General features: G+C 34.6%; 14 protein-coding genes. 9 read left to right on the forward strand and 5 right to left on the reverse strand.

The window, feature by feature from the left end; genetic code table 11:
- Nucleotides 1-3: 3 nt before the first annotated feature.
- Nucleotides 4-1,389 (reverse strand): RtcB family protein, encoded by a 1,386-nt coding sequence (locus tag AC6CHK_RS04475; protein ID WP_498093956.1) that lies wholly within the window; start codon nucleotides 1,387-1,389, stop codon nucleotides 4-6.
- A 109-nt stretch (nucleotides 1,390-1,498) separates the two neighbouring features.
- Here AC6CHK_RS04475 and AC6CHK_RS04480 point away from each other — a divergent pair, with 109 nt between their 5' ends.
- The 9 genes from AC6CHK_RS04480 to AC6CHK_RS04520 all read left to right on the forward strand — a co-directional run bounded on the left by AC6CHK_RS04480 (nucleotide 1,499) and on the right by AC6CHK_RS04520 (nucleotide 8,820).
- On the forward strand, nucleotides 1,499-1,831 hold the full coding sequence (locus AC6CHK_RS04480; RefSeq protein ID WP_498093958.1) for a HopJ type III effector protein: 333 nt from the start codon (nucleotides 1,499-1,501) through the stop codon (nucleotides 1,829-1,831).
- Between the two features lie 190 nt (nucleotides 1,832-2,021).
- Complete coding sequence (locus tag AC6CHK_RS04485; RefSeq protein WP_498093960.1) at nucleotides 2,022-3,044, forward strand: helix-turn-helix transcriptional regulator; 1,023 nt, start codon at nucleotides 2,022-2,024, stop codon at nucleotides 3,042-3,044.
- Between the two features lie 66 nt (nucleotides 3,045-3,110).
- The gene (locus AC6CHK_RS04490) at nucleotides 3,111-3,239 is read left to right on the forward strand and encodes a hypothetical protein (protein WP_498093962.1); all 129 of its coding nucleotides are present in this window, start codon (nucleotides 3,111-3,113) and stop codon (nucleotides 3,237-3,239) included.
- A gap of 218 nt (nucleotides 3,240-3,457) precedes the next feature.
- Entirely contained in the window at nucleotides 3,458-4,021 is a 564-nt protein-coding gene (locus AC6CHK_RS04495) for a hypothetical protein (RefSeq protein ID WP_498093964.1), read from the forward strand.
- A gap of 113 nt (nucleotides 4,022-4,134) precedes the next feature.
- Nucleotides 4,135-5,184, forward strand: a complete 1,050-nt coding sequence (locus tag AC6CHK_RS04500; RefSeq protein WP_498093966.1) for a glucokinase — start codon at nucleotides 4,135-4,137, stop codon at nucleotides 5,182-5,184.
- Between the two features lie 142 nt (nucleotides 5,185-5,326).
- Nucleotides 5,327-5,893 carry a YceI family protein gene (locus tag AC6CHK_RS04505; protein WP_498093968.1) on the forward strand — a complete coding sequence of 189 codons (567 nt, stop codon included), beginning with the start codon at nucleotides 5,327-5,329 and terminating at the stop codon, nucleotides 5,891-5,893.
- Nucleotides 5,894-5,971: 78 nt separating this feature from the next.
- The gene (locus AC6CHK_RS04510; RefSeq protein WP_498093970.1) at nucleotides 5,972-6,583 is read left to right on the forward strand and encodes a YceI family protein; all 612 of its coding nucleotides are present in this window, start codon (nucleotides 5,972-5,974) and stop codon (nucleotides 6,581-6,583) included.
- Between the two features lie 65 nt (nucleotides 6,584-6,648).
- Entirely contained in the window at nucleotides 6,649-7,290 is a 642-nt protein-coding gene (locus AC6CHK_RS04515) for an alpha/beta hydrolase family protein (RefSeq protein ID WP_498095112.1), read from the forward strand.
- A 111-nt stretch (nucleotides 7,291-7,401) separates the two neighbouring features.
- The gene (locus AC6CHK_RS04520; protein ID WP_498093972.1) at nucleotides 7,402-8,820 is read left to right on the forward strand and encodes an L-serine ammonia-lyase; all 1,419 of its coding nucleotides are present in this window, start codon (nucleotides 7,402-7,404) and stop codon (nucleotides 8,818-8,820) included.
- Between the two features lie 93 nt (nucleotides 8,821-8,913).
- Here AC6CHK_RS04520 and msrB read toward each other — a convergent pair whose 3' ends face one another.
- The 4 genes from msrB to AC6CHK_RS04540 form a co-directional block, all read right to left on the reverse strand.
- Nucleotides 8,914-9,999, reverse strand: coding sequence for a peptide-methionine (R)-S-oxide reductase MsrB (gene msrB / locus AC6CHK_RS04525; protein ID WP_498093974.1), 1,086 nt, complete (start codon nucleotides 9,997-9,999; stop codon nucleotides 8,914-8,916).
- Nucleotides 10,000-10,019: 20 nt separating this feature from the next.
- Nucleotides 10,020-10,469 (reverse strand): DUF417 family protein, encoded by a 450-nt coding sequence (locus tag AC6CHK_RS04530; RefSeq protein ID WP_498093976.1) that lies wholly within the window; start codon nucleotides 10,467-10,469, stop codon nucleotides 10,020-10,022.
- A gap of 77 nt (nucleotides 10,470-10,546) precedes the next feature.
- Nucleotides 10,547-10,819, reverse strand: a complete 273-nt coding sequence (locus AC6CHK_RS04535; RefSeq protein WP_498093978.1) for a hypothetical protein — start codon at nucleotides 10,817-10,819, stop codon at nucleotides 10,547-10,549.
- Between the two features lie 10 nt (nucleotides 10,820-10,829).
- Nucleotides 10,830-11,384, reverse strand: a complete 555-nt coding sequence (locus AC6CHK_RS04540) for a sigma-70 family RNA polymerase sigma factor (RefSeq protein WP_498093980.1) — start codon at nucleotides 11,382-11,384, stop codon at nucleotides 10,830-10,832.
- Between the last annotated feature and the right edge of the window lie 130 nt (nucleotides 11,385-11,514).

Consider the following 11,514-nt stretch of genomic DNA (forward strand, 5'->3'; position numbering starts at 1 on the left):
ATATTAACCTTTTCTAAACTTCTTCTTTTTCTTCCAAGGTGCATTTTTCTGAACATCTCCCGCCATAATACATCCGTAAGGCATCACTTCGTCCAATACTTCGCAAAGTCCGTATTCTTCGATTTGGGCTCTTACATTTTTGGCGCTTTTATAAGCAGTCGGAAGTTCAGAAATATCGATATCATTCGTGAAAAATCTAATATCTAAACCTTTTGTTTCTTCTTCAAAAATTTCTTCGATGGTTTTATGAGCCAATGATCTTTTATGCTGGCTTCTGCTGAAATTTCTTCCCGCACCGTGTGGCGCAAAACCTAAGTTTCTCTCATTCGTTTTTCCCTGAACAATCAAAACTGGTTCGGCCATATTCAACGGAATCAATCTTGGTCCTGTAATATCCGGTATAAATTTATCATCCAACGGAGTTGCACCTTTTGCATGATAAAACAAATCTTCGTCTTTGAAAACGAAGTTGTGCTCGTTCCAATATCTGTTGTGTTTTTCGATGTTTAATTTGTTTAAAACAGCGTTATGAATCGATTCGTGGTTTTCTTTAGTCCAGGCTCTTATCAATTGTAAAGCTTCCCAATACGATTGTCCTTCTTCAGTTTCGAATGGAATCCATGCATTTTCCTTCAAAGTTTCGGGCGAAATTTCTTGTCTGAATCTGTTGGCGACTTTCATTCCTTTATCATACAACATTGCTCCGGGAGCTCTTGACCCGTGATGAGTCACCAACATTGTATTTCCAGTATTTTTCGAAGTTCCGACAAACAAGAAATGGTTTCCGTCACCTTGAGTTCCCATATGTGAACGAGCGATGCTGATTAACTTTTCGTCATTTAAGAAGTAGTTTTCTCTAAAAGCGTCCATCAATTCCTGAGACATTTCCATTTGTTCGCCTCTTGGTCTTCCTCCGTATCCGAAATGTGTGACTGAATGAGCCGCATCCAAAACTGTTTTCGGATCAGCTTTTCCAAAATCTGTCAACATTACCGAACAACAAATATCTGCGCTATGAAATCCCGGATGAATGGCGTTTTTTGCGACCACAACACCGCCAACCGGGATTTGACCTTCCGGGCCTGTAGGACAAGCGTCGGGCATGATTGCGCCACCAATCAAAGTTGGAGTTTTCATCAAAACTTTCATTGTGTTGATTACTTTTTCTACATTGTCGATTTCGTTTTCATGTTCTGGTCGGATGTTAATAATAAAATCTTTCGGTTCTGTATGTAAAGGAATTGGATCCGGGGATCTGAATTGTTCCAAATAAGTTGTCATGTCTTTTTCATCCAGATTGTTTTCGTTGATATATTGAATAGCTTCATTAAACCATTTTCCAGGTCTGAATCCTAAATTGATCAAGTGATTTCCATTAATTGTTTTCATTTTCTGTTATTTTGATAATGCAAAGTAAATGTGTAATTGCGCAATGTTTTTGCGTAGATGAATTTATTTTAATTATTTTTGATGAAACTTATTATAAATAAACTAAATTATGATATTAGAACAACTGAAAAATTCGCCTGAAGCTATTCAATTTAAGGAAGTTATCGCTTATATTGATGATCATTACAATTTTACTCCGACAGAATTCAAAAACGGAAATACGGTAAATGAAGCGGATCAAAATAATGGTTCGTGCAAAGTTTTCAGCTTTGCAAAACTGAATGCTTTATCAAAACAAGACACTTTGAATCTTTTTGGAGAATTCTACAGAGAGGATGTTTTAAAGAATTCTAACGGAACAGATCATCAGAATATTCGAAACTTTATGGAGTTCGGCTGGGATGGAATTTCCTTTGAAAGTGAGGCTTTAACGAAGAAATAAAATCAACGATTGTCATTCTGAATGAAGCGAAGCGAAATGAAGAATCCTTAATAATCTTAAAAACTAAATTTTAACTTAATGGTAAAAATTTAAACATTAAGATCAGTTAAAATATTAAGAATATTAAGAGATTCTTCCTTCGTCAGAATGACAAAGTGGCTGTCAAAATTAAGTATTAAAACACAAGAACATGTCATCCAACAAAAACGCTCTTATTCGCTACAAAACTTTAGATAAATGCCTTAAAGACAAGTATCGGAAATATACGCTGGAAAATCTGATTGATGAATGTTCCGAAGCGTTGTTTGAATTTGAAGGCAAAGAATCTTTCGTCAGCAAACGAACGGTGCAGCTAGATCTGCAAAATATGCGCAGTGAAAAGTTCGGATATGAAGCGCCGATCGAGGTTTACGACAAAAAGTATTACCGTTACAGCGATCCGGATTACAGTATTCATAATATTTCGGTGAATGAAAGCGACTTGAAGGCGATGAATAATGCGGTTCAGATTTTAAAGCAATTCAAAGATTTTTCAATGTTTAAAGACATGAATGGTGTGATTCAAAAGCTGGAAGATTCTATTCATGCGACCAACCAAAAATCGATCATTCATTTAGATAAAAATGAACAGCTGAAAGGTTTGGAACATATTGACATTCTTTACGAAGCAATTTTGAATAAAAAGGTTTTAAGAATTGTTTATAAAAGCTTTACGGCTCGAGAATCGAATAATTATGTGGTTCATCCTCAATTGCTGAAAGAATTTAACAATCGCTGGTTTCTGGTCTGTTTTCACAAAAGAAAAATGTACAATCTGGCTTTGGATAGAATGGAATCTATTGAAAATGAAGAAGATACTTCTTACATTGATAAGAACCTTGATGGCGACGAATACTTTAAAGATATTGTAGGCGTTACGGTTTCAGACACGATGAAACCCCGAAATGTGGTTTTCTTTGTAGATTCTTCGAATGCTCCTTATATAAAAACAAAACCTCTGCACAAAAGCCAGGAAATTATGGATGAAACCGAAAATGGAACTGTTTTTAAAATCTGTGTTCAGATCAATTATGAACTGGAAAGGCTTTTGCTCGGCTTTGGAAATTGTTTGACCGTTCATCAACCGAGAAAGTTGAGGTTGAGAATGCAGGAAAAATTCAAAGATGGATTAAAAAATTATCAGAATCTTGTGATTCCGGACGAAGAAGAATAATTAATTTGAGGTGAATAAATATTTTGTGGCGCAGAAATTGTAATTATTAAGAAAAAAATAAACGTTATGAAATCAAGACTTTTTAAAACAGTTCTTACGCTTTTGGCACCGCTTGTTATTGAATATCTGATCAAGAAATTTACAGGAAAGAAAGAAACGAAGAATGAAAATAAATCAATTCCTTCACCACATTAAGTTGACAAGCATATTAAACCTTACATTTTCGGTAAGGTTTTTTTGTATAAGAAAATTGAGTGTCATTTTTTCAGAGTAAATTGGTGAAATATTTCAATTTTTTAAACGTTTGATTATGATTATTTTGTAGGTTTTATAGAGGTTCTTTTAAAGTACCAAAAATTATTTGGCATGATTTTTACTTTTTATGACTAAGTAAAATTTTAAAATTAAGAGTTATGAAAATGTTTAAACAAACCATTTTAGCAGCCGGAATATTAACAGCAGGTTTAGTAAGTGCACAAAATGCACAGATGAACAATATGATTAAAGTAGGAGCAAACGTAGGTTTGGCAGTTCCTGCGGACAATCTTTCTGCTGCAGTAGGCGTAGATGTTGCTTACCAAAATCTTATTACCCCTGGGTTTGGTTTGGGTATTGCAACGGGTTATACTCACTATTTTGGTAAAGATAACAACGGATATGATAATAATGATGTTGGTGTAGTGCCTGTAGCAGCTTTATTCAGAGTTTATCCGAAACAGACAGGTTTTTACTTTGGTGCAGATCTTGGATACGGATTTTTGGTAGGTGATGATAAGGTAGCAGGCAACTCAACAGCCGACAGACCAGATGGCGGATTTTATCTGAAACCAGAGATCGGATATCACAATATAAACTGGAATTTCTTTGTTCAATATCAGAAAGTTTTCACAGGAAGTACCGGAGATATGGCCAGCCAGGATTATAATGTGGGAAGTATCGGAGCAGGATTTTCTTACAATATTCCATTAGGAAAATAATTGACTACAATATAATTAATTATTAACCAAGCCTTTTCGAAAATTTGAAAAGGTTTTCTTTTACCAGACCAAAATTACCAAAACAATTATTATATTTGATAAAATTTGCGATTATGAACTTAAATCCAAAATTTCCACTTTTTTTACCGGGTGTAAAAAACAGCAATAACGACAATGTTTCTATCATCGGGGCCAATCTGCGTGAAGATATTACGACGTTGGGCTTTTATGTTTCCGGAAACGGTGGTATTGAAAATAAAATCAAAAAAAATTATCGTACTAAAGAATATTCATCTTTTTCCGAAATTCTAACGGATTTTATTCAAACGGAGAAGCTTGAAAACACGCAACGATTGGGTATTTCTGTTCCGGGACCGGTTTTAAATGGAAGAAGTAATCCTGCAAGACTTGGATGGTCTTTGGATGTTGAAGAATATAAAAATACATTCGGTTTTGAAACCATCAATATGTTGAATGACCAGGAAGCTTCGGCATACGGTATCGCTCTTCTTGAAGATTCTGATCTTGATGCAATCTACACGAGCGGACATCTGGAAAAAGGGAATGTAGCGATTCTTGCTCCCGGAAACGGATTGGGTGAGGCCGGATATTTCTTTGATGGAAAATATTTAAGACCTTTTGCAACGGAAGGCGGACATTCAGAGTTTTCTCCGAGAACAAATGTTGAAGTAGAATTTTATCAGTTTCTGAATAATATCTACGGAATTGTAAGTTGGGAAAATGTACTTTCCAAAACAGGATTGTTTAATATTTACAGATTCTTGCGAGATGTAAAAAGACATCCGGAGCCGGAAGGTTTGGGAGAGCGTCTGTCACAAGGAGATTTTGCCGAAGAGCTTTATAAGGCTGCGGTAGAAGATGATGTGATGATCTGCAAAATAGCTTTAGATACTTTCCTTGAGTTTTTGGCGAGGGAAGCCAACAACCTTACATTAAAACTAAAAGCCACCGGAGGTTTACTGATTGCAGGAGATATTCCTCAGGCTATAAGAGAATATATTGACAAAGATAAGTTCTACGAAAAGTTTAAAATAAGTGATAAGATGGAAGATATGTTAAAAAACATTCCGATCTATCTCATCAATATCGACAGTACAAATATCAATGGTGCTGCGCTTTATACCGCTTATTACAACGACTAATATCAAACTCCGAAGAAATTCGGAGTTTTTTTATGATGATTTTACTCATAAAAATATTTCCTTTTATTGATGTACATCAAGATCAACTATCATATAAGATATCTACATTTGCAGCATCAAAAAATAATTAAATAATTTATTCATGAAAAAAATATTTTTGTTAGCAGTTTTGGCAAGTGGTTTGGCATTTGGACAGTCAAAAAAAGTAGTATCTTCAGATGTACATTGGTGGGGTTATAAAGTCGCAAAAACTGAATCCAGCTCACACGACGGAAAAGTGAAAGTGAAATCCGGAAATATGATCATGAAAGGAAAAGAGCTTGTGGGCGGAGATTTCGTATTGGACATGAATTCAATCAACGCGACCGACCTTTCAGGAGAATACCAAGGAAAACTGAATGGACACCTTAAAAACGGCGATTTCTTTGAAGTTGAGAAATTCCCGACGGCCTCTTTCAAAATCACTTCGGTAAAGAAAAACAATGATAAAGTTTATAACCGTTTGGTAGCAGGAGATTTAACGGTAAAGGGAAAAACAAACCAAGTTTCTTTTCCTGCAAAAGTTTCTTACAGCAATGGAGTAGTGAGTTTGGAATCAAATAAATTCTCTTTTGACAGACAAAAATTTGATGTTGCATACAAATCTTCAATGAAAGATGTTTTTGTAAAAGATGATATCGATATGCTTGTAAAAGTGACTGCGAAATAATTAAATCAAAAAAATAGTATTAAAAGTGTAGAAATTCTACACTTTTTTTTATTTTTGTTGAATTGTAAATAAAAAAGAATGAAAAGATTATTATTGTTTGTTATGATGTGTGCAGGCATATCATTGGTTTTTGCACAAAAAAAGGGAGATAAAATTTCAAAAGTTGTTACATCTGAAATAAAATGGTGGGGACATAAGGTGGTAAAAACAGTGCCAACCTCTCATTACGGAAGCTTAAAGCTAAAAAGCGGAAAGTTCACTTTTGATGAAACTGTTTTAGTAGACGGAGAGTTTGTGATTGATATGAGAAGTTTAATGGTTGCAGATCTTTCGGGAGAAGATCAGGTGAAACTGACCGAAGACCTGAAAGGAAAGAACTTTTTTGAAGTAAAAAAGTTTCCGACAGCCAAATTCCATTTAAAGAAGATTATTCCTCTGGCGAATAGCGAATACAATTCTACCATTGTTGGCGACATTACGATCAAAGGGATCAGAAAAACGATTTCATTCCCTGCAAATGCTCATATTACGCAATTTACGGTAGAGATTGAGTCTTCAAGATTCTCTTTAAACAGAAAAGATTTCAGAATCTTCTATCAGAATTCTATTAAAGATTACTTTATTAAAGACGAGATGGATATCCAGTTCAAGCTTTCTACTCAGAAAATTAATAACGAAAGACCTCGATAGGTTTTAAATTGATAATTATTATGGACAACTTTCATGAAGTTGTCCATTTTTTTTATTTTAGTAATATGAAAATATATGTGGTAAGCGGTTTGGGTGCCGATTTTAAAGTTTTGGAAAAGTTGGAATTTCCAAATCAGCATGAGGTCGTTTTTATAGATTGGGCCATCCCGCAAAAAAATGAAAGCTTTTTAGATTATATAAAAAGAATGGCCGATAAAATCGACGATTCGGAGCCGTTCTATCTTTTAGGGTATTCATTTGGTGGAATTTTGGTGCAGGAAATCAACCTTTTAAAACCGGCAGAAAAAGTAGTTATTTTGGGAAGCATCAAATCCGATAAAGAAAAATCACGACTTATCCGTGCAGGCGAAATTACACGGATCCCTAAACTAATGCCTGTAAGTTTTTTCAGCGATCGTACGACCACTTTTTATTCTTTAGTGAGAAAAATGTTTGATCCTAAAAACCCACGAATTACCCAATATTTCAGGGTTCGGGATCCTTATTATCTCAAATGGTCGGTTGAGCGGATTTCGGAATGGAAATTTGAGGAATGTCCGAATATTATACAGATTTTAGGCGACCGCGACATTGTGTTTCCGATAAAAAATTCAAAACCGGATTTTATCATAAAAGGCGGAACTCATCTATTTCCTGCTACAAAATATAAGGAAGTTTCAAAATTGTTGAAGGAAATTTTTATTTAAAGCTTAAAGCTGATCATTTTAGCTTTTAATGTAAAATTAAACCCTTTCAAAGGTTTGAATTCATAAGGATTTATCGTGTATATTTGCTCTTCATGGAAATGAAAAACATTTATGGAATCTATATCGGTTTTTGAGATCATAAAAGTAGGAATAGGCCCTTCCAGCTCGCACACAATGGGGCCATGGAATGCAGCAACATCTTTTATCAATTTAATTAAAAGAGAAAAATCTATCGCTCAAGTGAAAGAAGTTTTTCTTGAATTTTTTGGTTCATTAGCCAAAACAGGAATCGGGCACGGAACCGATATTGCAGGAATGTTGGGTTTGAATGGTGAAAACTTCCGGACAATCAATACTTCAAAAATTGATGAGAAAGTAGATCATATTAAGCGAAATCAAATTCTAAATTTAGGCGGAGAAAAAGAAATTCCTTTCATTTACGGACATCATTTGATTTTAAATATGTCAAAATCTTTGGATTTCCATCCCAACGGAATGATATTTAAAGCCTTATTTGAAGACGGAACAGAACTGGTTCAGGATTATTATTCTGTTGGTGGCGGGTTTATTGCAACTCAGGAAAAAAACTCAATAGAAAAAGATTGTGTAAGAACGCTTTATCCTTGTCATCACGGTTCAGATATTGTAAAATATTGTGAAAAAATGAATTTAAATAAAGTTTCAGACCTTATTTTAATCAATGAAGAAAGCTGGCGGACGCAGGAAGAAACCAGGCAGGAAGCTTTGTACATCTGGCAACAAATCAAAGAATGTATCTATAAAGGAGTAAATAAAGAAGGAATTTTACCGGGCGGCCTGAATGTTTCAAGAAGGGCAGCTGGTATCAACAGAAAGCTTTTAGGAGACAAAATTTATAAGAATAAAGACGAATGGTTTCAACAGGTTGTTGATGCTGAAGAAAATTTCACCAATATCAATAAATGGATTGCCTGTTTTGCGCTTGCCGTCAATGAAGAAAATGCAAGTTTCGGAAGAATAATTACAGCTCCCACAAATGGTGCAAGTGGCGTGATTCCGGCGGTTTTAATGTATGCACAGGCTTTTACGGCACATACAAGTGACGACGATATTATGAGATTTTTGCTTGTTGCGGGTGAAATTGGAACTTTATTCAAAAAAAATGCTACCATTTCCGCAGCAATGGGCGGCTGCCAGGCAGAAGTAGGTGTTTCTTCGGCAATGGCTGCTGCAGGACTTACAGAAATTTTAGGAGGAACGGTTGCGCAAGTTCTCATGGCGGCAGAGATCGCAATGGAACATCATTTAGGTTTAACTTGTGATCCAATCAAAGGATTGGTACAAATTCCTTGTATCGAAAGGAATACAATGGGCGCTATGAAGGCAATTACAGCAGCCAATATCGCTTTGGAAAGTGATCCTGCAAAAGCAAAAGTTAGTCTGGATCAAGTGATACAAACGATGTGGGAAACTGCATTGTCGATGAGCGATCGCTTCAAAGAAACTTCAGAAGGAGGATTGGCAATTGCGGTGAATGTTCCGGAATGCTAAAATGTGTATTAAGATAAAATTAAAATGTCCGTAATGTTTACGGATATTTTTCATGATCAACTAAAAAAGGTTGCCTTTCGACAACCTTTCAAATTATTTTTTTTCTAAAAGAGAAATATATTCTCCGTAACCATTTTTTTCCATTTCCGCTTTCGGAACAAACTTCAGTGAAGCAGAATTGATGCAATATCGCAAACCGCCTTTATCGGCCGGACCGTCGTTGAAAACGTGTCCTAAATGCGCATCTCCCGTTTTACTTCTAACTTCAACTCTGGTCATACCTACAGAAGTGTCAAGTTTTTCGTCAATTACTTTTTTAGAAATCGGTTTTGAGAAACTTGGCCATCCGCAACCTGATTCAAATTTATCTGTTGAAATAAACAATGGTTCTCCCGTTGTAATATCAACATAGATTCCTTCGCGGAATTCTTTGTCATATTCATTTGTATGAGGTCTTTCAGTTCCGTTTTCCTGAGTCACTCTATATTGTTCGGGAGTTAATTTTTCTTTTAAAACTTTTTTATCCTGCTTTTGATATTTCGTTTCTTTTTTAGGCGGATTTGCTTTTCTTGCCATTTCGAAAAGTCCCGGTTCGATGTGACAATATCCTCCCGGATTTTTATCCAGATAATCTTGATGATAATCTTCCGCTTTATAGAAATTCTTCAAAGGAATTGTTTCTACCACAACAGGTTTATTGTAATTTTTAGCTAATTTCAGAACTTCTGATTTTACTATTGCCTCATCATTTTTATCGGTAAAATAAATTCCTGTTCTGTACTGATCTCCACGATCGTTACCTTGCTTGTTTAAACTTGTCGGATCAATTGTTTTGAAATAAAGATCTATCAATAAAGGTAAATCAATCTGTTCAGGGTCATATTTCACTTTTACTGTTTCGGCAAAACCAGTTGTATGGCTTACAACTTCCTCATAAGTAGGATTTTGAGTATTTCCGTTGACATAGCCTACTTCAGTTCCCACAACTCCTCTTACTTGTTGGAAAAAATGCTCAGTTCCCCAAAAACATCCGCCCGCAAAATAAATTTCTCTTACATTTTTACTGTCCATAATGGTCTCATTTTCTTTTTTAATTTTTTTAACTTTTGAATCTCCGCAACTTATTGCAAACACTCCTATTCCCAAAAATATGCCGAGTAAAATTAATATATTTTTCATTTTTTTCTTTTTATTATCTTTCATTTTTTGTCATTTTGAAATATCATAAATCCAAATCCTAAAAACATCAAATCTTTTAGAATAAAAAAGTCTGTCACAGGAACTCCGTCAACTACTCTCCAAACGCCTGGTGTTGTAAATAAATAGCTTAAAGTGACAAGGAAAGTAGCAATCATGCCTATTGCAGCATATTTTCTTAATAATGCAAATTTCACGCTAAATGTAAGGAACAAGGCAATGATAATTTCTATCACTCCGATAAGGTTGGAGACAGCCTGCACGCTTACAAAATCATATACGAAAAAGGTGAGAAAATGGTTTTCTATTAATGGTTTTATCGCAGCGGCTTCTGTTGGTGTAAATTTGAAAATCCCGATCCAAAGTAATACCAATGCAGTTCCGAAAAGCGAAATATAATATCCTAATTTGAAAGTTGATAATTCTGTGTTAAGTTTTGATGTTCCGTTCATTTTTTTAAATTTTGAATTAATGTTTATTATTTTCAAAACTATAGTCGGAACAATTTCAAAATCCTGACAAAATTTTTCTAAAAATCTAATTTATTAATCATTTTATCTTTAAAGTCCTGAATTTCAATATCATCAATTGTAGTCTCTTTATTTTGAGAAAGCTTCATTTTAAAAACTTCGTCTAAAATTTTCATTTTACTTTCATACGCTTTGCACCATTTGCAGATTTTCAAATGCACGGCAAGCTTCCGGTTTTCGGTAGGTGAAATATTTTTTGCATTTCTTTTTTCCATAAGCAATGTCGCTTCACTGCATGGTAAAAATAAGGTATGAATAATTTTTTTCAACATTTTTAAATTCTTACAATTTTGCAAACCAGTTAAAATCCAGACATTCTCGCAGCTGCATTCGACTTCTTTGCAGAATCTTCCAAAGATTAGTCGTGGAAATATTCAATTCCTGACTCACTTCGGGTGCTTTTTTTTCTTCGAGATAATACATTTTCATCGGAATGCTCCATTTAGGAGGCAAATCTTGAAGACAATTTTCTAAAATTTTATTAAAATCATCATCGTCTAAAAGCTCAGATTCTTTGTTGGAAACGTTCCAGTCATTTAGCACATCATTATTTTTCCAGGAACCGGTTTCATCAAAGAACTGATCAAGCCGGATTGGAGTTTCATTCTTATACTTTTTGCGGTAAAAATCGGCAACTTTATTATTAAGAATGGTATAAAGCCAGGTTAAAGGTTTGCTTTTTCCTTCAAAAGAATCGTAAGACGAAAATGCAGACAAAAAAACTTCCTGAACAATATCTTCCGCTTCTTCCTTGTCCGAAAGCACATAAATTGCTCTTCTCAACAACGATTCAGAATATTGTTCTATCCAGTTTTTCAGAGTTTCATTTTTCGTCATTTTTGTTTGATTTTAATCTTAATTTAATTGACATATAGCGAAGATAGTAAGTTGAACGGAAAAGCACAACGTTTTTGCCGTGTATCTTGCTTAATACAAATTCAAGGATAAATGTTAATTTCAAATGATT

The sequence above is a fragment of the Chryseobacterium sp. GQ58 genome (assembly GCF_059758895.1).